Below are 23792 nucleotides of genomic sequence, written 5' to 3' on the forward strand. Positions count from 1 at the left end.
TTTTCGGAATGCCCGCTATATTAACCTTCTGTAACTAAAGCTTTCGTGCGAACTACGAATTCATTGTCTTCTACATCAAATATTACATGTTGCCCATCTAATACTTCCCCTTTTAACAACTCTTCGGAAAGTCGATCTTCAACATGTTTTTGTATTGCTCGGCGTAAAGGACGCGCACCATATTCTGGTTCATATCCTTCGGTTGTAATTTTATCTTGTGCTGCTTCGGTAATTTCTAATTCAATACCTTGCCCTTTCAAACGTTTTGCTAACTGCTCTGTCATAAGTGAAACAATTTGTTTTAAATGTTCTCTTTCTAGGGAATGGAACACAATCATTTCGTCTAGACGGTTTAAGAATTCTGGGCGGAATGCTTTTTTCAATTCTACTAGCATTTTGCCTTTCATGTCTTTATAGTCTGTCTTGCCGCCTTCCGTTAGGTTAAATCCAACGTATTTATTGAATTTTAGTGCATCTGCACCGACATTGGATGTCATGATGACTACCGTGTTACGGAAATCTACTGTGCGTCCTTTAGAGTCCGTTAATCGTCCATCCTCTAACACTTGAAGAAGAATATTAAAGACGTCAGGATGCGCTTTTTCAATTTCATCTAATAGGATAACTGAGTATGGTTTACGACGAACTTTTTCTGTCAATTGTCCACCGTCTTCAAATCCTACATATCCTGGAGGTGAACCAACTAGACGAGAAGTTGAATGTTTCTCCATATATTCAGACATGTCTACCCGAATCATCGCTTCCTCATCTCCGAACATCACTTCCGCTAAAGCACGAGCAAGCTCTGTTTTCCCTACACCAGTAGGTCCTAAGAAGATAAAGGAGCCAATAGGACGTTTTGGATCTTTCAATCCTGCACGAGCACGACGAATAGCTCTTGATATTGCGTCCACCGCTTCACTTTGACCAATAACTCTTTCATGTAATTTATCTTCCAGTTTTAATAACTTCCCAGATTCTGTTTGTGTCAGTTTAGAAACTGGTACCCCAGTCCACATAGACACTACAGCAGCAATGTCTTCTACTGTTACTTCAGACTCTTCTTTTCCTTGCTTTTCTTTCCAATTGTTTTTCATTTTTTCGAGTTCATCTTTAAGCTTTTGCTCCTTGTCGCGGAATGATGCGGCTTTTTCAAATTCCTGACTCTGAACGGAAGCATTTTTCTCCGATCGGATAGCTTCTAGTTTTGCTTCTAATTCTTTTAGATTAGGAGGTGTAGTATATGAACGTAATCGTACTTTAGAACCTGCTTCATCTATTAAGTCAATAGCTTTATCTGGCAAGAAACGATCAGAAATATAACGCTCTGACATTTTCACAGCTGCTTCTACTGCCGCGTCCGTAATTTTCACACGATGATGTGCTTCATAACGATCACGTAGACCGTAAATAATTTGGATAGCTTCATCTACTGAAGGCTCATCTACTTGAATTGGTTGGAAACGACGCTCAAGTGCAGCATCTTTTTCAATATATTTTCGATATTCATCCAGTGTTGTCGCACCAATACATTGAATTTCTCCACGAGCAAGAGCTGGCTTCAAAATATTCGAAGCATCAATAGCACCCTCTGCTCCACCAGCACCTATTAACGTATGGAGTTCATCAATGAATAAGATAACATTGCCTGCTTGGCGAATTTCATCCATCACTTTTTTCAAACGATCCTCAAATTCCCCACGATATTTTGTACCAGCAACAACTGTACCCATATCAAGTGTCATTACTCGTTTATCGCGTAGGATTTCTGGCACTTCATTTTGTACGATTTGTTGTGCAAGTCCTTCTGCAATAGCTGTTTTACCAACACCCGGCTCTCCAATTAGAACTGGATTGTTTTTTGTACGACGAGCTAGGATTTCAATTACTCTTGTAATTTCTTTACTACGACCAATTACAGGATCCAGTGTGCCTTCTCTTGCAATTTGTGTTAAATCGCGAGCTAAGCCATCTAGTGTTGGTGTACTAGCCGGAGCAGCACCGTTATTTCCATTACCATGTGCTTGCTCTGTGCTTCCTAGTAATTGAAGTACTTGTTGACGAGCTTTGTTTAAACTTACTCCCGCATTGTTTAGAACACGAGCCGCTACACCTTCTCCTTCACGGATTAGCGCAAGTAATAGATGCTCTGTTCCAATATATGAATGCCCTAATTTTCGAGACTCATCTACTGAAAGTTCAATCACTTTTTTCGCACGAGGTGTGTAGTTAACAATTGGTCCAACTTCTTCTTTACCTGCACCTACTAGTTCCTCGATTCCTGCTTCGATTACTTTAAGGTCTACTTCTATTGCTTCTAATGCTTTTGCAGCAATTCCGCTACCTTCTCGGATAAGACCAAGTAGTATATGTTCTGTTCCAATAGATTCATGCTTTAAGCGTATAGCTTCTTCTTGTGCTAGTTGTAATACTTTTTGGGATCTTTGTGTAAAACGATTAAACATCATTCAGATTCCTCTCCTTTTGCTTTCTGTTTTTCTTCTTTTTGCAATCGTTCCCTTAACAGCTTTGCGCGAAACATATCCCGCTCAGAAGTATTCAATGAAGTTCCTGCATACTTTTGTAGAAAGCCTGGTTGCATAAACACCATGCATTCATTCAAGATAGACACATCAATATCTTCTATGAGTCCCATATCTATTCCTAATCGCACATCTGATAGGCATCTTGCCGCTTCATCTGTTGCCATGATACGAGCAAATGATAAAGTTCCTAAAGATCGATATAGTCGGTCTTCTAGTGTATTGGCTGAATGCTTTAGAAGTGCATCCCGCGCTTCTCTTTCTTTTTGGATAATTTGTTCGGTAATACTCTGAAGATCAGCAAGTATGTCTTCTTCTGACTTACCAAGTGTGGTTTGATTGGACACTTGGTAAACATTGCCGAGCGCTTCACTACCCTCTCCATAAATCCCTCTAACAACCATTCCTAGTCTTGAAATAATCGTAACAATTCTGTTCATTTGCTTTGTCATTGTTAATGCCGGTAAATGCATCATGACAGATGCACGTAAACCAGTACCTGTGTTAGTAGGACAGCTGGTTAAATACCCGAACTGCTCGTCGAATGCATATGGTAATTCCTTATCTAATACACGATCTAACTCATCTGCCTGGTCATAGGCTTCTTGAACTTGAAGCCCTGGAAAAAGGCATTGAATACGAATATGATCCTCTTCGTTGACCATCACACTGACAGATTCATCATCTGACAATAAAACCGATCCAGTCATAGGTGAGTTAGCAAGCTTAGGACTGATTAAATGTTTTTCCACCAACACCTGACGACTGAGTTCAGATACATCCTTTATATGAATGGAAGAGAATTTCATCTGCAATTCATCACTTGCATCTAGCAAAGTGGCGGAAACGGATTGGTCAATTTTATGCGCCTCGTCTTCTGTAAATGCTAAAGGAAAACGATAGCCATTCAGATTTCTAGCTAAACGTATTCTTGTGCTCATCACAATATCCGAATGCTTTCCTTCTCCGGCCATCCAACTAGAAATGGAGTTGTCTAAAAAATGTTCAATTGACATCTGTTCGATCACCTCCTGTAGAAAGTTGACTTTCCAAGTCTCTGACTTCATCTCTCAGCTTTGCGGCTTCCTCAAAACTTTCCGTGTCAATCGCTTCTTTCATTTGAGAGCGAATAGAATCTATGCGTTTTTTTAAAGCAATTTTTTCCCCTAACGCACCTGGAGCCTTTCCAATATGCGTTGTATTGCCATTATGAAGTCTCTTAAATACATTAGGTAACTGCGGACGGAAACTGGTGTAACAATTTGCACAACCAAATTTCCCTTCGTCTAAAAAGCGCTGAATTGACCAACCACATTCATCGCATACTATCATGTTTTTTTGTTGTTTTTGTTGCATTGGTTGTTGTTCTGTTTGACTAAACCAATTCGATAATAATTGATGAAGAGATAATGGATCTTGTTTGTACTCAACATAAAACGGGTGGAGGCTATTTGCACAGACCTCGCAATAATGTCTTTCTAAGTGTTCACCGTTATGCACTTGGGTAACCGTTACTTTCGCTGGTCTTTGCTTACAATTTTCACAAATCACCTTTTTATCACACCCCGTTCATTTTTCACTTTTTTCATATTTTATTGTTAAGAGCATGGCACATAAAATACGTGATCGTAGTTCATCTCTTGCTGGTAGCGGGATAACTAAAGTCGTTCGATTTAAAGCTGCTAAAATGAGTTTTGCTTCACGTTTAGAAATAACATCCTCATCTATTAACCGAAAAACAATATCTTCCGTTACAGTTTCAGAAGCCCCATTTTCAAGTGTTTGTATAATATGCTCTATTAAGTCAGCTTTCGTATGAGCTCGAACGCGGAGGATTCGAATATATCCACCTCCACCCCGTTTACTTTCTACTAAGTAGCCGCGATCTTGGGTAAATCGAGTATTGATCACATAATTTATTTGAGATGGAACACACTGAAATTTTTCAGCAATTTCACTTCGCTTTATTTCAATTTGTTCCTTACTTCCTTCTTCTATAATTGCCTTCAAATACCCTTCAATTATGTCAGATATATTTTTCATCTTCTCACCTCTTCTCAAAAACTGACTTTGACTATCTTTGACTATATTATATCGAGAAACTTTCTCATGTGCAATTGATACGATTTGCTCTTAAAAAGAAATAAAACTACAAACAGTCGTTTGTAGTTTAGGATATATAACAATGAATATTCATATACATTAAATCTTTTTCATAGTCGTGACTGACTAGATTTTCTTTTTGTAATTATTTCGTTGGGACTTCGTAATTTGCTTCCATTTATTTGTTTCTGCTTTTTTAGCTACCGCATCATTTTTGCGATCGATATGCGCAAGCTCTCTCATTAGTTTTATATAACTTGTATAGCGTTCTTGTTTAAGCGTTCCCGTGTTAATAGCCTCTTGAATAGCACAGCCTGGCTCTTTTACATGCTGGCAATCACGGAATCGGCATGCTAATGCTAGCTCTTCGATATCCTGAAAGCTAGCACTAATACCATCACTCGTATCCCAAAGCTGAAATTCCCTCATACCAGGCGTATCGATTAATAAGCCACCTGCTGGTAATAGCGTCAGTTCTCTATGCGTGGTCGTATGTCGTCCCTTGCTATCGTCATCTCTTATATCATTCACAGCCATTACTTCAACACCTGAAATGGCGTTAATCAAAGAAGATTTCCCTACTCCTGAGGATCCTAAAAGTGCACCTGTTTTATGGGCAGCCAACAGACTTCCTAGTTGGTCAATACCCTCTCCTGTAACACTACTCACAGCAAGTATGTCTACACCAAAAGCAATGGCCTCAACTTCTTTAATATAATATTCTAGGTCATCGCAGGCGTCTTTTTTCGTTAACACCACAACAGGTGTCGCCCCTGAATCCCATGCCGCCAATAAATATCTCTCTAATCTACGGACATTGAAGTCATGATTAAGCGACATTACTAGAAATACGAAATCTATGTTTACTGCAATTAGTTGAATTTCTGTTGTCAATCCCGCCGTTTTCCTCGAGAATTGTGAGCTACGAGGGAGTACTTCGTGAATAATTCCTTTTTCCTCACCAGGCATCTGTTCCAGCACTACCCAGTCTCCAACTGCCGGGAATGCTTCCTTATTATGCTCAAACTTAAATTTTCCAGAAAGCGAGCTTAGTAACTCTCCTTCATTGGTCATAACTCTATATAAATTTTTATGCTCTAGTAGCACGCGACCCGCAATTCCACTACCTGTCATTTTTGCTTCCCACTTATTATTCCAACCATATTGTTCGATTAAATTCAATTTAACTTCCTCCTAATTTCCCTGTGAATAAAAGCACGAGCTACACATGAATGCTGCAATAGCTTAGACAATAAAAAAACCATGACTGCACGAATCAGCAGTCATGGTTTCCCGGTCATTAGTAAAGAAGCATATATCTGGTTAGAGATATACGGAGTGGGACATCATGAACTTACTGATTCGTGGATACGTATATACATTTGTCATAATGCCTCACTCCTTTCTTTAAGTTGTTTTCAGAATACTACAAGTATTGGCAATCAGTCAATACATATTTATGTAAATTGCTATTTTGTATATGGGTACTTTATTATACTGCTGATTTTCGTTTCATGCGGACGCTTTCAGCGGGCGAGGTCGAGCCTCATCGGGCCAGTATGATGCTCTAATTATAAATTGTCGACCTACGCATTGGAATACTTAGCCTTCGTTCCTATGATCGCTCCCTGTGGGGTCTCGACTTTCTCGTTTATCCCGCTCTAGTCGCCGCATTCCACTCCAATCAATAAAATGAGTAGTAAATAATCATTAATTAGAATAAAAGAATCCTATTAAACACAATGAATATGCAAGGTCATATACAGACCTATCCACCTTAAGACAACTGAATGAGTAGAAATCGACAAAAAACTTAGTCTTTATTAAATAGAAAAATACATAAATAGAAGCCTTAAGTCCTTTACACAAATGAACAAATCTTATATAAAGATGATTTTCACTTCAACATTTGATATAAAAAAACCTTTTAGTTATAAAGATGACACCCTACAAAATGACCAGGCTCCTGCTCCTTCCAAACTGGCTTTTTTTCCGCACAAATAGACATAGCATGTGCACATCTTGTACGGAACACGCAGCCTGAAGGTGGGTTAATAGGGCTTGGAAGCTCTCCTTGCAATAGAATACGTTCCCGTGATTCCTCTATATCAGGGTCTGGAATCGGAATTGCAGATAACAAAGCCTGTGTATACGGATGTAGCGGATCTTCATATAATTGGTTACTTGTGGTCAGCTCTACCATATGCCCGAGGTACATGACCCCTATCCGGTCTGAGATGTACTTAACCATCGATAAATCATGCGCGATAAACAAATAGGTAAGATTTTTTTCCTTTTGTAGCCGTTGGAGCAACTTTACTACCTGCGCTTGAACCGACACGTCTAAAGCAGAAATGGGCTCATCAGCAATGATAAACTCAGGGTCTAACGCAAGAGCTCGAGCTATGCCAATTCGTTGGCGTTGACCTCCAGAAAATTCATGAGGATAGCGATTAGCGTGATCTCTGTTAAGCCCAACATCCTCGAGTAATTCATACACTCTAGACTTTAATTCTTCCTTTTTATATAATTTATGTATTTCCATCGGTTCAGCAATAATTTCAAACACAGTCGAACGTGGATTTAAGGATGCATATGGATCTTGAAAGATCATTTGCATCTTTTTCAAATAACCTGTTCGTTCTTTGTCACTCATCTCATGCACATCTTTATCTTCAAATAGAACTTTTCCGTCTGTTCTATTATATAATCCTAAAATAGTGCGGCCAGCGGTGGATTTACCACAACCGGATTCTCCTACTAGACCAAATGTTTCCCCTTTGACGATATCAAAACTTATCCCATCAACAGCCTTTAACGTCTGTCCATGTCCAATGTCAAAATGGCGTTTCAAATCTTGAACAGATAATAGAACTTTTTCCGTCATATACATTCCCCCTAAACGGCATATCTTCTAACTGCACAAATTTCCTTTTCTAACTTAGATCCTACTAGCACTAAAATTTCTACTGTTTTCCCAGTTGAATGCGAATGTAAAAGCTGTCCATTCCCATAATAAAATCCAACATGCCTCACTGGTCCAGTCCCTTCATCATTAGCAAAAAATAATAAGTCCCCTTTTTTCCAAAGAGAGGAATCATCTATAGATATTTCTTCTCCCATTAAAGCTTGGTCACCTGCATCTCGTGGAATTAGATATCCACAAGCCTTTAACATATTGTACGAAAAACCTGAACAATCATAGCCATACGGTGACATACCACCCCATAGGTAAGGCAAATCTAAATAGTTTTCCCCTAGAGTAACCGCATCATCTGCACACCTCTTTGAAATCTGGTCTACAGAAGTTGCAAATTGGGCATTTGCTTTCGATAGTAATGCTTTGCCGTGTGGCGTTTGAACAGTATAATAAATTCCATCCTCTGACAATATCGGCAGAATAGTATTAAATGGTAAAACAAGTAGCGGATTATGCTGTAAATCCCATAGTTGAGCCTTTACAGAAGAAACCCTTGCAGTACCTTTGAAGTCCATTTGTTCAGCAGGCATTATTTGGGCAAGTGGAATCCACCCTGGATAACCACGACTATCTTTTTTGGAGGGCTGCCAAATAGCAACTACTTTTGCCCATTCCCCCTTTATCTCTTCCACAAGTACTGGTTCTCCGTATAAAAGTTGTGTTTGCACACGGTCTTCATTACATAATGCTAGTCTTTCTTTGAATGGTAGTGCCTCAAGCCATTCCACCAATAACACGGGATTGGAGATTCCTGGATTATCTATCTCTCTAGCAGAATTTGGTTCAGTCCAAATAGTTCCTACCTTTACAGCGCAAACCCACTCTTTCGTTTGATCGACTGGCATCTTTTAGCCTCCTAATCCAAATTCACATGTACAATCCCTAATCCTGGTTCAACGGAAAATGTCATATTACTTTTTTCATAAATCACTCCACCGACTATTAAATCATTTTCCAGCATTAACGGTGCGTCAAAATCAAAGTAGCGAATATTCGGCTGGCTAGCTGCAAAGTGAGCAGCGGCTGTAATGCCTAATTTCGTTTCAATCATGCTGCCTACCATACATTCCACGCCACTCGCCTCGGCAAGCGTATTTATTTTTAGGGCGTGATAAATGCCACCAGATTTCATTAGCTTTATGTTAATCAAATCAGCAGCTCGCATTTTTAGAACTTGTTTAGCATCGTGCACAGAAAAAACACTTTCATCCGCCATAATTGGAGTATACGTATGGTCGGTAACATACTTTAGCCCATCTAAATCCCAAGCTGGAACTGGCTGCTCTACAAATTGGATGGATAAACCCGCATCCTCCATCAAACTAATCGCTTTGACCGCCTCTTTCGCATTCCACCCTTGGTTGGCATCAAGCCTTAACTTTGGCGTCATTCCCACGCGTTCTCGAATTGCACGAATACGCTGGATATCATCTTTTATTTCACCAATACCTACCTTGACCTTTAGAACGTTAAATCCATCCTTTATATAGCGTTCCGCATCATCCGCCATCTCGGTGGGGTCATTCACACTAACTGTAAAATCAGTCTCTAACGTTTCTCGGAAACCTCCAAGAAACTGATATAAAGGAACACCCGCATATTTAGCGAGTATGTCATGAATAGCCATGTCTACTGCCGCTTTCGCACTCGTATTTCTTACTAAGGCTGTGTTTAGTTTCTGAAACACCTGCTCACTTTGTAAAATGTTCATACCAATTAACTGAGGAGCAATTATTTCGTTAATAGCGTATCGGATACTTTCCATTGACTCTCCAGTAATCACATGTGTCGGAGGAGCCTCACCATAACCAACTTTTCCATCACTTGTCGTAATAGTCACATACACCGAGTAAGCCGTTGTCACCGTTCGTAGAGCGGTTTTAAAGGGTTTAGTCAGAGGAATCGCCACATCAAATGTTTCAATCGATTTTATATACAATATTCTCTCCCCCTTATTCCACTCCAGGTAATATTGTTAGAGATAAGTTATTCGCATCCAATTCTGCTTCCATTCCAAGCGGAAAAGCAAAATGAGGCTCGCAATGCCCTATTTTAAATCCTTTCACCGCAGGCTTACCTAATTTACCAATATAGTGATCAAACACTTCATCTAAAGATAAAGTAACCTTTCTTTTCTTAGGTTCAGCATCACTAAAGTCTCCAATGACAAAGCCAGCCGCTGCATCTAAAATACCAGCTTGACGAAGTTGGTTAAGCATACCGTCCACTTTGTAAGGCTCTTCTCCCACATCTTCTAAGAAGAGAAGTTTTCCTTTTGTGTTTACCTCATATTTCGTACCTACACCATTAGCAAGTAGTGATAAGTTACCTCCTGTAAGCTCTCCTCTTACGGTGCCTGGTGATACTTGAGTCAATGGAGAGATCGCTTCGGAATAATATAGCTCCATCGGATTAAACAACTGCTGAAACATTTTTTGGGATAGCTCGGAGAACGTATCTTTGCCCACATCTGAAGCTAACATTGGTCCATGGAAGGTAACGATATCGGAATACAGGTTCATCCCTGTATGTAAAAAGGTTATATCGGAGTAGCCCCAAAAAACTTTTGGATTCTCACGCATCAATTGAAAATCAATTTGATCTGTATAACGCGCAGAACCATAGCCTCCACCCGCACATATAATTCCTGCGATATTCGGGTTAGCGAACATGTCGTGTAAATCTTCTAAACGTTCCTCATCGGTACCAGCTAAGTAACCATGTACATTTTCTACACTTTTGCCTAGTTGATAAGACAAGCCAAGCTCCTCTAAAAAGGAAAAGGAACGCTTTAGGTTTTCTAAATTTGGTGGACTGGAAGGAGCAATAATTCCAATAGTATCCCCTTTTTGCAGTCTTTTTGGACGAATTTTCATATGTAATTTCTCCTTTATGATGAAAGCCTTGATAAAGCAACTTACAAACAAAGTTTAACATAGCTACATGAAGTAAAAGGGCGGTACCAAAATAGGCACCGCAGCCTTTCTATAACTAATCTTTATTCTTATTGTACAGCTCCAGGAACTGCATAGCGCTTGCGCTTTTATTCTTTGTCAGCCCATTTTAAATCCATGTATCCAACTGGATGTCTTACGATTCCTGAGACTGTTGGTTTTTCAAGTATTACTTGGTTGTAATAGTGAACTGGGAAAATAGGCATTTCAGCCATTAATAACGTATCTGCTTGGATAAGCATTTCCCAACGTTTTGCTTCGTCTGTTTCGTTTTTGATGTCTGCAATTAGTTTATCAAACTCTGCATTTGACCAAGTCGTACGGTTCATAGAAGAACCTGTGATGAAACTTTCTAATGCATTCACTGGATCTGCATAGTCAAATAAGAAGGAAGAACGCGATAATTGGTATTTAAATTCTTTTTGCTCGGTCGCAAACACACTTGCTTCTACATTTTGTAATGTGACATCTACTGCTAACACTTCTTTAAATTTACTTTGAAGTGCTTCTGCTATTTTCTTATGTGTATCACTTGTAGAATAAGTTAATGTTACTTCCGGTAAATCTGTGTATCCCTCTTCTGCCATACCTTCAGCTAAAAGTGTTTTTGCTTTTTCTGCATCGAAACCTACTAGCTTACCTGCTGTTTCTCTGAATTCTTTGCCATCCGGTCCTACAAATCCGTATGGAATAAATCCTTCTGCTGGTTTTTCACCATTCTTCGTTACAAACTCTACGATTTCTTGTTGATCAACCGCTAAAGCAAAAGCTTGACGGATCTTTTTATTTGTAAAAGGCTCTTGTGAAACATTGAAACGGTAGAAGTATAACCCCGCTTGGTCTTCATTTTTAAGTTCAGGAGAATCCATTAACTGATCAGCCAATTCCGCTGGTACACCAGATACATCTAATTCACCTGTTTCGTACATTTGGTATTCCGTATTGGAATCGTTTATCATAGCCCATTCTACTTTATCAAGCTTTACAGTGTCGGCATCCCAATAATTTTCATTTTTTGCAAATGTAAAGCTTACATCATGTTCCCATGTAGTTAACTTAAACGGACCATTTCCTACGAATGTATCTGCTTCTGTGAACCAAGTTGCATTCTCTGTAGCCACTTTCTCATTGACTGGGAAGAAACTCGGGTTTGTAATGATATTTAAGAATGCTTCTGTTGGAGCATTCAACTTCACTTCGAATACTTTTTCCTCTAAAGCTTTAATAGCAACATCTTCAGCTGCGCCTTCCCCACTATTATAGGCTTCTGCTCCATCAATGAAATACGCTAAAAATGCTGCCGGAGAAGCTGTTTCTGGACTTAACATATGCAACCATCCATAAACGAAATCGCTCGCTAATACAGGGTCACCATTAGACCATTTCGCATCTTCGCGAATGGTAAATGTATATGTTAGACCATCTTCTGCTACATCAATCTTTTCAGCTGTTGCAGGTTCTGCCAAATGATCCTTTGAAAGTCTTACTAGACCTTCCATTATATTATTCAATGCATTCCAAGAAACCGCATCAAATGCTACTGATGGATCAAATGATGTCGGCTCATTCCCATTATTTAATGTGAGTACTTTTTCTGTTTCAGTTTCTACTACTGTTTCCTTCTCTTCCCCTTCTTTTTCAGTATTAGTTTCCGGTGCTTTTTCACCCGCATCTTTTGTAGCTGTACAAGCACTTAACACAAGAACAAATAACGCGACTACAAATAATGATAACCACTTCTTCATCTTAGTTCCCCCTTTGTAATATATATGTGAATGCACTTACGCGCGCTCATCCTATTCAAGATAACTCTTGTAATGCTTTTGCACGTTCGTCTTGAAGCCAACAATCAACCGCATGGGATTCAGATATTGCTTTCGTAAAAGGATATACATGTTCGCATACTTCCATCGCATACGGACATCTCGCTGTGAAAGGACATCCTTTCGGAGGAGAAAACAGATCGGGTGGGGTACCTTCAATTGGTTGTAACTCTTCCCCAACCAAATCTAGACGAGGAACTGAATTTAACAGTCCTTTTGTATACGGATGCTCTGGCGTGTAAAATATTGCACGCTTATCTCCGATTTCTACTATTTTCCCTGCATACATGACAGCTATTCGATCAGCTATTTTTGCGACGACCCCTAAATCATGCGTAATTAATATAATGGATATATTCGTTTTCTGCTGAATCTCCTCAAATAGCTCTAAAATTTGCGCTTGGATCGTTACATCCAGAGCCGTTGTTGGTTCATCCGCAATTAATAGCTCAGGTTCACAAATAAGTGCAATAGCAATCACAATTCGTTGACGCATGCCTCCAGAAAATTGGTGTGGAAATTGCTTTAAACGCTCTGTAGGATTGGGTATTCCTACTAGTTCCAACATCTCTATCGCTTTTTGCTTCGCCTCCTGTTTACTTACTCTTTTATGTGTTCGTAGTCCTTCGGTTAACTGCTCCCCAATCGTGAGCGTTGGGTTTAGGGCTGTCATAGGATCTTGGAAAATCATTGATATGTCGACCCCTTGAATTTTCCGCAATTGCGACTTCGACATACTCGTCAACTCTTTCCCTTTAAAGAGAACGCTGCCATTCTTAATAATTCCAGCTGGCTGTGGTATTAAGCCCATAATGGCATTAGAAGTTACGCTTTTTCCACATCCAGATTCTCCTACTATCGCAAGTGTCTCCCCTTGATGTAGATTGAAACTAACACCTCTAACTGCTTCAACCTCTCCACCATACGTTCGAAATGAAACTTGAAGATTATTTACCTGAAGTACTTTAATATCTGACCTAACCTTCTTGGTTTTCTTTCTGTTTTTTTGCATCACAGAAGTACCTACCGGAAGAGACTTATCTACTTCATCCATTCGCTCTTTTATTTGTTCCTTTGCATGATCTAACTGATGTTTGTTCATCCAATCTACCTCCTAAGCTTCGGATCCAATGCATCCTGCAGTCCATCCCCTAGCACATTAAACGCAAACATTGTTAAAGAAATAAACAATGCAGGGAAGAATAAACGCCACCAATGACCGGATAAAATTACAGGTAGCGCATCATTTGCCATTACACCCCAGCTCGCAAATGGTGCCGCTATCCCTAAACCTAGAAAACTTAGAAACGCCTCTGCAAAAATAGCACTAGGTACTGTAAGCGTCATCTGAACTATAATAGGACCCATTGTATTTGGTAATAAATTTTTTCGGATAATTCTAGAGCTCTTAGCACCAAAAGATTTGGAAGCTGTGACGAACTCATAGTTTTTTATTTGTAATACTTGCCCCCGAACAATACGGGCCATTCCAACCCATCCAGTAACTGTAAGAGCTACTATAATGGTCGTTAAGCTTGCTCCCATGATAACCATTAATAAAATAACAACTAACAAATGGGGTAATCCATAAAGTACTTCTACTATACGCATCATGATGGAATCCGTACGGCCACCTTTATAACCACTAATACCACCGTAAATAATGCCAATGAAGAAATCAATAAGCGCAGCCATTACTCCAACAAATATGGAAATACGGGCACCATACCAGGTTCTAGTAAATACATCTCTTCCTGCTTCATCGGTCCCAAACCAATGAGCGGCAGATGGAGATTGATTTTGGTTGGGATAATCAGTAGCTATCACCGAATACGGAGAAAAAATAGGCCCAAAAATAGCGAAAAGCATCAACAAAACAAGAAAGATTAATCCGCCCATTGCCAATTTATTTTTTCGTAATCGACGCCAAGCGTCTTTCCAGTAAGACAAAGAAGGTCTTACAACGGATTCTGCATTTACATGTCCTTTCGGAAGAGGTCTAAACCACTCATCTTTTACATGCTGCGGGGACGCTACTTCTTGTGAATTTGTCATTAGGCATCCCCCTCTTTACGGTGTAATTTTATACGTGGGTCCAGTAAGCCATAGGCGATATCTACAATGAAAAGCATAAACACCAAAAATGCACTATAAAAGACTGTTGTCCCCATAATAACTGGGTAATCTCTATTATTAATACTTTCCACGAAATATTTCCCCATTCCTGGAATAGCGAAAATACGCTCGATTACAAATGTTCCAGTTAGTATTCCAGCTAGCATTGTTCCCAGAATTGTCACTACTGGCATAAGTGCATTTCTTAATGCATGGCGGACAATTATCCTTGCTGGAGATAATCCTTTTGCTCGAGCCATTTTAATATAATCCTGTGTTAACACCTCTAACATGCTAGATCTAGTTAAACGAGCAATGATAGCAGTAGGTCCAGTTGCAAGAGCTATTATAGGCAATATCATATGTAATGGACTAGACCAGGTTGCCGCCGGTAGCAAGTCCCATTTCACAGCAAGTTGTTGAATAAGTAAGGTTGCCAGTACGAAGTTAGGAACAGATATACCAACAACGGCAAATGTCATAGCAAAATAATCTACCAGACCATTATGTCGAAGTGAAGCAATCGTACCTAGTATGATTCCTGATAGCAAAGCTACTAAAATAGTAGCCATCCCAAGCTCAAAGGAAATAGGGAAACCACGTGCCAACAATTCATTTACGGATTCATTTGGCTTCTTAATAGATGGTCCAAAGTCAAATGTGACAATAGATTTTAAATAACTTAAATATTGAATATGAAGAGGTTGGTCTAATTTATAAAACTTTTCTAAGTTTGCTTGAATAGTAGGATTGGTCGTTCGTTCTCCATCAAATGGAGATCCTGGTATTAAGTGCATCAATACAAAAGTTAATGAGGCAATGATTAGAATCGTTGCAATCATCATGATAAAACGCTTAACAATATATTTCCCCATTCAAAAGCCCCCTAACAGAATTTAGCCTGTAACGCTAATTCCACCATAACGAGCATTGCTCGATATGCCTCTAATATATCTTTTGCTTCAAATTTAACGGTTGTAGTTCCTTCTATAATTTCACAACCTGGCATTAAAGCCGCCCATTCCGCTTGACCATAGTTAACAAACTCAATTCGCAAAACAGGTTTTTCCGGTGGGGTAAGAGGCATTATTTGATCTCTTTTTTCTATAGCCTCCACTACTTTTTCTCTAAGTAAAGCCTGTGATTTTAAAGGATGTAACGTCTTTACAGCTGAACGAGAAATAGACTCTTTTACCACGGCAGTCACCACGCCTGGTAGAAGGGCCTGCGCTTCCCTACACGCACCGTCGTCACCTGCCACCATAATTACAGGCACACCATAATGTCCTGCCACATAGGCATTTAATCCAAGTTCTCCAATTACTACATCATTTATGTACATATTTCGAACACCAAAAATCATCGAGTGACTCATTACACCCGGTTGTCCAGCACGGGAATGATAACCAGCAAACACTGCTCCTAAATACGTTTCATCTAGTGCATGAACCATTGAATATGGCTTAAAATCCCCTGTGATTAGGGTAGCATCTGGATGTAATTCTTCTACAAGGAGATTATTCATCTTAGAATGACTGTCATTGACTAATACTTCTTTTACACCTTTTGATAAAGCACCTTCTACGATGGCATTTGCCTCTTGGGTCATTATACGTCTCGCCCGTTCGTAATTATGCTGATCAGACTCTACAAAAGTGTAGTCTGGTAAACCTGTAACCCCTTCCATATCGACCGATAAAAACAGCTTCATAATATTCCCCCATGTCCTTCTACTATTCTCTTATCTTTTAAAAACCGAAATATTAATAAACTCTATCAGAATATACAGAAGATTACAATATATCTAAATAAATTGATTTCTTCTTACAGGAGAATTAGCTAGAATAAAACTTAAAACTAAATTAAAAAGCAAATGCACTCAGAAACGAAAGGCATTTGCTCGTGTTTTCTACATAACACAGAAAAACTACAAAATTGATGAATTACCTATTCTGACCTGGAAAGAACTGTTGTTGTCCCCATGGTTGCTGTCCGAATTGCTGTTGTCCGAATTGTTGTCCGTAAGGCTGTTGTGGAAACTGGCCTGGTTGCATTCCTGGTTGCATAGGAAATGCTTGTTGACTTCCAGGTGCCATTATATTTTCATTAGTCACAGTGTAAAAGTGCTGAGGGACGTTTACGATGTGTTCTCTATTCACATTTACAATTGGATGGATAACTGGTTGCATTCTTGGTAAGAAAGAATCACGCACTCGGTATTGCGGGGGACAAACAACTGGTTGCGCAGCTGGTTGATGCCACGGCGTTTGGTGACAGGATTTACAGGAGCAGGGTTGTCGATGTTGATTCATGGTTAATTCACCTCCTTCTTGCACTACTATTAGTAAATGCAAGAGTACATGAGGCAAACTAGACAAACATCTCCATTGGATGAAAATAAAAATAGCTTTTGGGGCTTTATTGGGGAAGAAGAAGTTTCAATATCGTGGAAAATGGAAATACTTTTTTTAAGGGAACTATATACAAGTGTATTGATTGGTTCGTATTCATTTTATTAGTATAGCTACTGGTTTAACTTCTATTATTTAGGGGGAAACATGAAAAAATTATCAAAGGTATTTTATATTACAATGATTTTAATAGTTTTAGCTGTCGGATACGGAGCATTAGAACCCGCTAGTTTTGAAGCCATTACCACTACTATTAAGACTTTTGTTGCTTCGTCATTTGGTTGGTACTACATGCTACTTATGTCGTTTATGTTAGCGTTAAGCATCTTCTTCATCTTTAGCCCATACGGAAAAATCCGCCTTGGAAAAGATACAGATCGTCCACAATTTTCAACTGTTACTTGGATTTCTATGCTATTTTCTGCTGGTATGGGAATCGGCCTTGTGTTCTATGGAGCAGCTGAACCTTTATCACATTATGCTATCCAACCTGCGACAGCAGAGCCAAATACCGATGCAGCTTTTAAAGAATCCCTCCGTCAAACTTTCTTTCACTGGGGATTCCATGTTTGGGCTATGTATGGGGTTGTTGCTTTATCCCTTGCATTCTTCCAGTTCCGTAAGGGAGAACCAGGCTTAATCTCCTCCACATTGAAGCCTATTTTCGGAAATAAGATGGAAGGTCCATGGGGCACTCTCGTGGATGTACTCGCTGTCTTTGCAACAGCATTTGGGATTGCTACTTCTCTCGGCTTTGGTGCTGTTCAAATTAACGCAGGATTAAATTACCTATTCGGCTTTACAATTGGGATTACGTCTCAAATCATCATTATAGCAGTTGTCACTGTCCTATTCGTAGCATCCGCTTGGTCTGGATTAAGTAAAGGGATTAAATATTTATCCAATATAAATTTGATATTAGCTCTTGCTTTACTTGGTTTTGTCATTATTTTTGGACCTACCTTACTTATTTTCGAAATGTTAACCGACTCTTTTGGTGGCTATTTAGGAAATATTGTAGAAATGAGTTTCCGTACATCTCCATTAAATGACCAAAACCGAGAATGGCTAAACAGTTGGACTATCTTCTATTGGGCATGGTGGATTTCTTGGGCACCATTTGTAAGTATGTTTATCGCTAGAGTTTCTAAAGGGCGCACCATTCGCGAGTTTGTTACCGGTGTTCTAGTAGCTCCTACTATACTAGGAGCTTTTTGGTTTTCAGCTTTTGGTACGACAGCAATCGATTTTCAAAAGAGAGGTGTTGCAGACTTAGCACAAGCCTCTACTGAATTGACTATTTTTGAAATGTTCAACTTGATGCCTTTTTCCACATTTATTTCTTTTTTTGCTGTCATATTGATTGCTTGCTTTTTCATTACTTCAGCAGATTCTGCCACTTTCGTTCTCGGTATGCAGTCGACACATGGGTCATTGACACCGCCGAACAGAGTGAAGCTCGCTTGGGGAATCACATTATCTGTTATCGCTATTATTTTGTTGTCCGTTAATGGATTAACCGCATTGCAAAATACAATAATTATTGCCTCCATACCATTTTCATTTGTCATGCTGCTTATGATTATTTCTCTTATGAAGGCATTAAAAGCAGAAGCTAAAATAATGAAAAAATAAATAAAATGCCAAGGGATTTTATTCCCTTGGCATTTCATTTATTATTTATCTTTGCAATTAAATACTTTTTTCCCGCTATCAAATGAGATGCGGGAAAGTAAGTTATATTTTACTCGTCTACAGCCTTCTACAAATGAGTATGGAAAGTAGTCGAGATGTTACACAGATTAACCCCAAACTTCTTTAGAGATATCAACGATGTATTTTAGTTTTTCCCATTGCTGTTCTTCGGTAAGCTTATTACCATGATGTGTAGAAGCAAAGCCGCATTGTGGGCTGATGCTCAATTGCTCAAGCGGAACGTATTGAGTTGCTTCCTCAATACGAGCAAGAATGTTTTCTTTGTTTTCTAACTCACCTTTTTTAGAGGTGAAAATACCTAACACCACTTTTGCTCCTCCGTTTGGAATATGAGCAAGTGGCTGAAAATCGCCTGAGCGGTCGTCGTCATACTCCAAGAAGAACCCATCCACTTTTCCTTTTGCAAACAAAGTTGGTGCTATTAAAGCATAACTTCCGCCGAAAGCCCACGTAGATTGATAATTTCCACGGCAAAGATGCGTTGTGATTACTAAATCTTCTGGTTTGTTTTCCAAAATCCCATTTATGACACGTAGAGCAAGATCGATTAAGTCTTCTCTCTCCCCTTCCTTATACGGAATATCTGGGGAAGACAGACCTGCAATATAGACATCATCAATTTGTAAATATCTCACTCCAGCTTCATAAAACGCTTGAATGGTTTTTTGATAAGCCGCAATTACGTCTTTTGCAAAGTCTTCTACATCTGGATAGATATGTTCATCTCGGATTCCAGAATGGAACAATTGGTTAGGACTTGGAATCGTTTGTTTAGCAACTGCACGACCTGCTACAATCTCATTGAAATCAATAAAATCTTGGATAAATGGATGGTCTGGGTTGAAAGAGATCTTGCCGATATTGCGAACTTCATATTTGTCTGTTTCTATTCCTTCAAATTTATATCCTTTTTCCGGTACATATCCTTCAAAACCATTTAGATGTTCTAAGAAGTCCAAATGCCACCAGTCACGACGAAATTCTCCATCTGTCACAAGCTCTAGACCCACCTCAATTTGCTTATCAACAATTCTATTTATTTCTTTTGTTTCTACTGCCTTTAATTGTTCTCTTGTGATTGTTCCTGCCTTATACTCTTTTCTTGCCGTTAGTAAACTTTCAGGTCTTAACAAACTTCCTACATGGTCCGCTCTGAATGGTGCTTGAATAGCTGTTTTAACTGTCAATTTATCTCTCTCCTTTTTATGGTAAAATCGCAAATGATCGAACAGGGAATCCAGAGGCTTTTTCTGGCTTCGGAACAATGTTGAATATAATGGCTCCTTTTGGAGGGAGCTTATCTAAGTTTGTTAATAATTCTATTTGATAAGTATCTTGTTCAAGCACATAATACTCCCCGTGTAATGCACCATTTTTTAGATAATCAACACTTGAATCAGTGTCAAATGTTTCATGTCCTATAGCTTTAACCTTTCTTTCTTGAAATAAAAACTTTAAAGCTTCTAATCCCCAACCTGGTGCGTGATTATTACCATCTGCATCTTTATTGTTAAATGCTTTTTCGTCAGGCCAACGTTTACTCCAATCGGTTCGAAGTGCGACAAATGAGCCTTCTTCGATTTTTCCATGTGCTTTTTCAAATGTGAAAATGTCCTCCACCGATAAGGTAAAATCGTTATCTTCCGCCGCTTCCTTTGACCGATCAATGACAACTAATGGTAATGCGAGTTCTTTCAATTCTAGTTCTTCTAAGTAACGCGTATCTCTCACAAAATGTATAGGTGCATCTATATGCGTTCCGTATTGTCCTGCAAATTGAAAGCTTTGTGCAAAGAATCCATCGTCATGATTAAACAACGTTTCTATTTCAGCTGCTTTAAAAGCTGAAAAATGTGGTGAATTAGCTCCAAAAGTGTGTGTTAAATCTACCCACTGCTTTTCTTTTATTATGTTGAAAGCTTTTAATAATTCTGATGACATATTTGATTTCTCCTCCTATTTTTATAGTTAAAACCAAAATAAAACCCCTTCTTAGAAACAAGAAGAGGTTTACACGGCACCAGTGATTATACTCTTCTTATCTTCAAGCTCACGCTTCTGGAATTAGCACAGTGCAAAATTGCCTGTTGCTGAGGTATCATAGGGCCAGTCCCTCTACCTCTCTTGATAAGAAAGTTGTTTTATTTGATTAATACCTAGTATACAAATAGAAATTATATAAGTCAACTACAATATTGCGTTTATTTAGAATATATTTTTTTGAAATCTTGTTGCTCATAACTTTTCTTTTCCTCACTTCCTGTATTTTAGTTACATTTTTAGAGTAAGACTATGAGATAATAAGAAAAGAGATTGTGATGAAAGTGTGGGATTCCTGTGATTCAAACAATTGGCATAACAACCGATCATAAAATAGTCAGCGACTTTCCTTTAGAGGATATAAAGCAAAAAAAGTTTGAATGGTACTGGATTGATATCACCGAACCAACCAAAGATGAAGAACTTTTACTTAGTTCTTTTTTTCATTTTCACCCACTCGCTATCGAAGACTGCCTACAAAGACTCCAGCGCCCTAAGGTGGACTATTATGATGGATATAACTTCTTTGTTTTACATTCGTTTAACGAAGAAACACTAGAGGCAGAAGAGGTAGACATATTTGTTGGTCAGGATTATGTAGTATCATTTCATTTTCATCCAATGCATGAAATGGAGCAGGCAAGAGAACATATTAGACAAAATTCCCAAGGTTGGAGTAGAGGTGCTATTCATGCAACCTATCATATTATCGATAAAGTGGTGGATGCCTATTTTCCAATTATCTTCAAAATTGAGGGCTATTTAAATGCTGTAGAGGACAAGCTCACTTATGATATGCGCCATTTTTCTTTGGATTCAGTGTTTGATCTTCGAGGAGATTTGTTACGTTTAAGACGTACAGTTATTCCTATGAGAGATTTGCTTTATCGCATTTTGAATTCAGAACGAGTAAATTTACAACAAAAAGAGCACACTTACTTTGCAGACATTTACGATCATTTAATACGATTGACGGAAATGATTGAATCTAATCGGGAGCTTACCGCTGATATCCGAGATAGTCATATGTCCATAAACTCTAGTAGGATGAACCGAATTATGATGATTTTAACGATTGTTTCGACTATTTTCATCCCTTTGACATTCATCGTTGGCGTATATGGGATGAACTTTGCAAATATGCCCGAGCTTGAGTGGAAATATAGTTATTTTGTGGTACTCGGTGCTATGGTTCTCATTGCGTTTTCCATGCTTGGTTGGTTCAAATATAAAGGATGGTTTAATCTGTTTAAAAATTAATAAAAACGAGCAAATTCACATAGAATTTGCTCGTTTTTATTGATTGGCTGTCCAATAGTAAAACAGTGCTGTAAAAGTAAGTCTTTCTGTGTGCGTTAAATTATGTGCAAGTGAGACATGGACGTTCATCGCCTGCACTTCAAAGACGGGATGCGTAGCGTATGGAAATATGCCAAAACGATACGCTGCTAATAGATGGCCATCTATATCCTTGACGTCAATATCTCCATACATACTTTTCGCTTCCATTTGAAGTAACTTTTCGTTATTTGCATCAAATATAATCGCTCTATTCTTAATCGATATCGTCGACATCACAATAGTAGATACATGAGTATGATTATGCTCAAACACTTTAATTTGCATAAATTTGAGCTTATTTTGAATGGTGAATGTAGAAACTACCTTCTCGTCCATTGTTTTTAATTGATAAGTAATTGGAAAGAACATTCCCATTTTGAAAATACTTAGTGTGGTTAGTTTCATTCGAAAAGGCTGTTCGTCAGTAGGAGTGACTTTATATAAACGTTCACCTGTACCGGATACTAAATAGGTAAGAGGGATTAGCGAGACATCTCGTTGAAAATTAAGTTCTTGAACCGGAAAATCTGCTGAATAATAGTTACTATCTACTTGCTGCTCGTCCGGTAATTTTTTCGCTACTTGTTGAAAGAAAAAGGAAGAACAATATAAAATAAAAAACGTAAGACCAACAGCAATATGGTTTTCATAGTCGTTCCACATAAGATCTCTAAAAACTATAAGTAAAACTATGTATATACCTACTAAGAATAAAGATCCATATTTTGTATATTTAGCTGTCTTTTCGTAAATATGCTTCACATTTTTCACCTCTAATAGTCTATACGAAGAGTTTGATAAATGGTTTCACCAAAATTCTGAACAGAAAAACCTGTAAAGACAATCTAGAGTCTGTACAGGTTTTCATTGTTTCTCTAAAGCTCTTCCAAATAGCTTGCCGATAAAATACCACAATATATATATACCTAGTACGATACATACAAAGAACAGGACACTTTCCATTTTTTCTGGTAGACCTATAGGCTCTATGAATATTTGGATCGTAACTAATAGATAAATGATACCTGCAATACCTGCTAGTAAAACGATACCAATAATAGATAGCTGCGAATAGGTTAGTTGGTTTATCTGGTGACGATGCTTAATGAATTCCAAGAGAATCACGAGCACAATTGCTGTGAAAGTGATGGTGATTTCTTGAAGATAAATAGAATTGATTAAATATATGACGAGCAACATAATCATCAAATATTTGTATAGATCATCAATTTGTTTTAGCACTTAGCCACTTCCTACTCTATTAGTACTTCATTTCTAAGCGTTGCTTTCGATGTGCGCGCCTAGCTGGCCCTGTTTCAAATAGACGTTTTTCATCTTCCGTTTCCGGATGTATTCCTGGAACAGGTACAGATTTCCCATTTCCATCGACTGCGACCATCGTGACATATGACTCCGTTGTAAGTTTTTCTTCCCCTGTAATAAGGTTCATGGATGTTACCTGAACATAAACTTCCATGGAAGAACGGCCTGTAGATGAAACAACTGCCTCTAGCTCCAGTACGTCTCCTACTTTTGCAGATGAAAGAAAGTCTACAGAATCTATAGAAGCTGTTACTACGGCACCTTGTGCATGCTTCATGGAGGAAATAGCTGCAATTTCATCGATAAACGCAAGCACTCTCCCACCAAAGATTGTTTCGTGGTGATTTGTATCAGGAGGCAAAATTAAATGCGTTTGAATTGTCCTGGATTGATTCATTGGATTGGTGTTCATTACTCTAACTCCTCTTATATAGATAATCTAT

The 23792-nt window shown here is 38.6% G+C and carries 22 protein-coding genes and 1 riboswitch; of the genes, 2 read left to right on the forward strand and 20 right to left on the reverse strand.

Annotated elements, in window-relative coordinates; translation table 11 throughout:
- Positions 1–20 precede the first annotated feature (20 nt).
- The 15 genes from LDK52_RS00365 to LDK52_RS00435 all read right to left on the reverse strand — a co-directional run bounded on the left by LDK52_RS00365 (position 21) and on the right by LDK52_RS00435 (position 16830).
- Complete coding sequence (locus tag LDK52_RS00365) at positions 21–2468, reverse strand: ATP-dependent Clp protease ATP-binding subunit (RefSeq protein ID WP_277583967.1); 2448 nt, start codon at positions 2466–2468, stop codon at positions 21–23.
- Positions 2465–3559 carry a protein-arginine kinase McsB gene (locus LDK52_RS00370; RefSeq protein WP_277583968.1) on the reverse strand — a complete coding sequence of 365 codons (1095 nt, stop codon included), beginning with the start codon at positions 3557–3559 and terminating at the stop codon, positions 2465–2467. The genes LDK52_RS00365 and LDK52_RS00370 overlap by 4 nt, the downstream gene beginning before the upstream one ends.
- Positions 3549–4094, reverse strand: coding sequence for a UvrB/UvrC motif-containing protein (locus LDK52_RS00375; RefSeq protein WP_277583969.1), 546 nt, complete (start codon positions 4092–4094; stop codon positions 3549–3551). Before LDK52_RS00375 ends, LDK52_RS00370 begins: the two co-directional genes overlap by 11 nt.
- An 18-nt stretch (positions 4095–4112) precedes the next feature.
- The gene (locus tag LDK52_RS00380) at positions 4113–4586 is read right to left on the reverse strand and encodes a CtsR family transcriptional regulator (protein WP_277583970.1); all 474 of its coding nucleotides are present in this window, start codon (positions 4584–4586) and stop codon (positions 4113–4115) included.
- 186 nt (positions 4587–4772) lie between these two features.
- The gene (rsgA, locus tag LDK52_RS00385) at positions 4773–5780 is read right to left on the reverse strand and encodes a ribosome small subunit-dependent GTPase A (RefSeq protein WP_320415324.1); all 1008 of its coding nucleotides are present in this window, start codon (positions 5778–5780) and stop codon (positions 4773–4775) included.
- A 793-nt stretch (positions 5781–6573) separates the two neighbouring features.
- Positions 6574–7533 carry an ABC transporter ATP-binding protein gene (locus LDK52_RS00390; protein WP_277583972.1) on the reverse strand — a complete coding sequence of 320 codons (960 nt, stop codon included), beginning with the start codon at positions 7531–7533 and terminating at the stop codon, positions 6574–6576.
- Between the two features lie 11 nt (positions 7534–7544).
- On the reverse strand, positions 7545–8471 hold the full coding sequence (locus tag LDK52_RS00395) for a C40 family peptidase (protein ID WP_277583973.1): 927 nt from the start codon (positions 8469–8471) through the stop codon (positions 7545–7547).
- A gap of 11 nt (positions 8472–8482) precedes the next feature.
- A complete protein-coding gene (locus LDK52_RS00400; RefSeq protein WP_277583974.1) occupies positions 8483–9565 on the reverse strand; it encodes a dipeptide epimerase in 1083 nt (360 codons plus the stop codon).
- Positions 9566–9578: 13 nt separating this feature from the next.
- Entirely contained in the window at positions 9579–10502 is a 924-nt protein-coding gene (locus LDK52_RS00405; protein ID WP_277583975.1) for a S66 peptidase family protein, read from the reverse strand.
- A gap of 167 nt (positions 10503–10669) precedes the next feature.
- Positions 10670–12325 carry a peptide ABC transporter substrate-binding protein gene (locus LDK52_RS00410; protein WP_277583976.1) on the reverse strand — a complete coding sequence of 552 codons (1656 nt, stop codon included), beginning with the start codon at positions 12323–12325 and terminating at the stop codon, positions 10670–10672.
- A 55-nt stretch (positions 12326–12380) separates the two neighbouring features.
- On the reverse strand, positions 12381–13415 hold the full coding sequence (locus tag LDK52_RS00415) for an ABC transporter ATP-binding protein (RefSeq protein ID WP_277584097.1): 1035 nt from the start codon (positions 13413–13415) through the stop codon (positions 12381–12383).
- A gap of 95 nt (positions 13416–13510) precedes the next feature.
- Entirely contained in the window at positions 13511–14458 is a 948-nt protein-coding gene (locus tag LDK52_RS00420; RefSeq protein ID WP_277583977.1) for an ABC transporter permease, read from the reverse strand.
- A complete protein-coding gene (locus LDK52_RS00425) occupies positions 14458–15393 on the reverse strand; it encodes an ABC transporter permease (RefSeq protein WP_277583978.1) in 936 nt (311 codons plus the stop codon). The genes LDK52_RS00420 and LDK52_RS00425 overlap by 1 nt, the downstream gene beginning before the upstream one ends.
- Positions 15394–15404: 11 nt before the next feature.
- Entirely contained in the window at positions 15405–16229 is an 825-nt protein-coding gene (locus tag LDK52_RS00430; protein WP_277583979.1) for a M55 family metallopeptidase, read from the reverse strand.
- A gap of 232 nt (positions 16230–16461) precedes the next feature.
- Positions 16462–16830, reverse strand: coding sequence for a hypothetical protein (locus LDK52_RS00435; protein ID WP_277583980.1), 369 nt, complete (start codon positions 16828–16830; stop codon positions 16462–16464).
- A gap of 246 nt (positions 16831–17076) precedes the next feature.
- Here LDK52_RS00435 and LDK52_RS00440 point away from each other — a divergent pair, with 246 nt between their 5' ends.
- Positions 17077–18564 carry a BCCT family transporter gene (locus LDK52_RS00440; protein ID WP_277583981.1) on the forward strand — a complete coding sequence of 496 codons (1488 nt, stop codon included), beginning with the start codon at positions 17077–17079 and terminating at the stop codon, positions 18562–18564.
- Between the two features lie 167 nt (positions 18565–18731).
- On the opposite strand, the gene LDK52_RS00445 is transcribed toward LDK52_RS00440, so the two are convergent.
- Both LDK52_RS00445 and LDK52_RS00450 read right to left on the reverse strand, forming a co-directional pair.
- Complete coding sequence (locus tag LDK52_RS00445) at positions 18732–19832, reverse strand: 5-methyltetrahydropteroyltriglutamate--homocysteine S-methyltransferase (RefSeq protein WP_277583982.1); 1101 nt, start codon at positions 19830–19832, stop codon at positions 18732–18734.
- A gap of 16 nt (positions 19833–19848) precedes the next feature.
- Complete coding sequence (locus LDK52_RS00450) at positions 19849–20586, reverse strand: cyclase family protein (RefSeq protein WP_277583983.1); 738 nt, start codon at positions 20584–20586, stop codon at positions 19849–19851.
- A gap of 94 nt (positions 20587–20680) precedes the next feature.
- Positions 20681–20779: riboswitch (SAM riboswitch) on the reverse strand.
- A gap of 203 nt (positions 20780–20982) precedes the next feature.
- Between LDK52_RS00450 and corA the strand changes: the two genes are divergently transcribed.
- A complete protein-coding gene (corA, locus tag LDK52_RS00455; RefSeq protein WP_277583984.1) occupies positions 20983–21945 on the forward strand; it encodes a magnesium/cobalt transporter CorA in 963 nt (320 codons plus the stop codon).
- 36 nt (positions 21946–21981) lie between these two features.
- Here corA and LDK52_RS00460 read toward each other — a convergent pair whose 3' ends face one another.
- The 3 genes from LDK52_RS00460 to LDK52_RS00470 form a co-directional block, all read right to left on the reverse strand.
- A complete protein-coding gene (locus LDK52_RS00460; RefSeq protein ID WP_277583985.1) occupies positions 21982–22788 on the reverse strand; it encodes a hypothetical protein in 807 nt (268 codons plus the stop codon).
- Between the two features lie 102 nt (positions 22789–22890).
- Entirely contained in the window at positions 22891–23268 is a 378-nt protein-coding gene (locus tag LDK52_RS00465; RefSeq protein WP_277583986.1) for a hypothetical protein, read from the reverse strand.
- 19 nt (positions 23269–23287) lie between these two features.
- Positions 23288–23761 (reverse strand): acyl-CoA thioesterase, encoded by a 474-nt coding sequence (locus LDK52_RS00470; protein ID WP_277583987.1) that lies wholly within the window; start codon positions 23759–23761, stop codon positions 23288–23290.
- Positions 23762–23792 lie beyond the last annotated feature (31 nt).

The organism is Psychrobacillus antarcticus, assembly GCF_029533155.1.
GTDB classification, from domain to species: domain Bacteria; phylum Bacillota; class Bacilli; order Bacillales_A; family Planococcaceae; genus Psychrobacillus; species Psychrobacillus antarcticus.

Bases quoted from the DNA above. Each gene is read 5' to 3' on its own strand.
- LDK52_RS00365 (WP_277583967.1), bottom strand. From the start codon at position 2,468: ATGATGTTTAATCGTTTTACACAAAGATCCCAAAAAGTATTACAACTA.
- LDK52_RS00370 (WP_277583968.1), bottom strand. From the start codon at position 3,559: ATGTCAATTGAACATTTTTTAGACAACTCCATTTCTAGTTGGATGGCC.
- LDK52_RS00380 (WP_277583970.1), bottom strand. From the start codon at position 4,586: ATGAAAAATATATCTGACATAATTGAAGGGTATTTGAAGGCAATTATA.
- rsgA (WP_320415324.1), bottom strand. From the start codon at position 5,780: ATGACAGGTAGTGGAATTGCGGGTCGCGTGCTACTAGAGCATAAAAAT.
- LDK52_RS00390 (WP_277583972.1), bottom strand. From the start codon at position 7,533: ATGACGGAAAAAGTTCTATTATCTGTTCAAGATTTGAAACGCCATTTT.
- LDK52_RS00395 (WP_277583973.1), bottom strand. From the start codon at position 8,471: ATGCCAGTCGATCAAACGAAAGAGTGGGTTTGCGCTGTAAAGGTAGGA.
- LDK52_RS00405 (WP_277583975.1), bottom strand. From the start codon at position 10,502: ATGAAAATTCGTCCAAAAAGACTGCAAAAAGGGGATACTATTGGAATT.
- LDK52_RS00410 (WP_277583976.1), bottom strand. From the start codon at position 12,325: ATGAAGAAGTGGTTATCATTATTTGTAGTCGCGTTATTTGTTCTTGTG.
- LDK52_RS00415 (WP_277584097.1), bottom strand. From the start codon at position 13,415: ATGCAAAAAAACAGAAAGAAAACCAAGAAGGTTAGGTCAGATATTAAA.
- LDK52_RS00420 (WP_277583977.1), bottom strand. From the start codon at position 14,458: ATGACAAATTCACAAGAAGTAGCGTCCCCGCAGCATGTAAAAGATGAG.
- LDK52_RS00425 (WP_277583978.1), bottom strand. From the start codon at position 15,393: ATGGGGAAATATATTGTTAAGCGTTTTATCATGATGATTGCAACGATT.
- LDK52_RS00430 (WP_277583979.1), bottom strand. From the start codon at position 16,229: ATGAAGCTGTTTTTATCGGTCGATATGGAAGGGGTTACAGGTTTACCA.
- LDK52_RS00435 (WP_277583980.1), bottom strand. From the start codon at position 16,830: ATGAATCAACATCGACAACCCTGCTCCTGTAAATCCTGTCACCAAACG.
- LDK52_RS00440 (WP_277583981.1), top strand. From the start codon at position 17,077: ATGAAAAAATTATCAAAGGTATTTTATATTACAATGATTTTAATAGTT.
- LDK52_RS00450 (WP_277583983.1), bottom strand. From the start codon at position 20,586: ATGTCATCAGAATTATTAAAAGCTTTCAACATAATAAAAGAAAAGCAG.
- LDK52_RS00470 (WP_277583987.1), bottom strand. From the start codon at position 23,761: ATGAACACCAATCCAATGAATCAATCCAGGACAATTCAAACGCATTTA.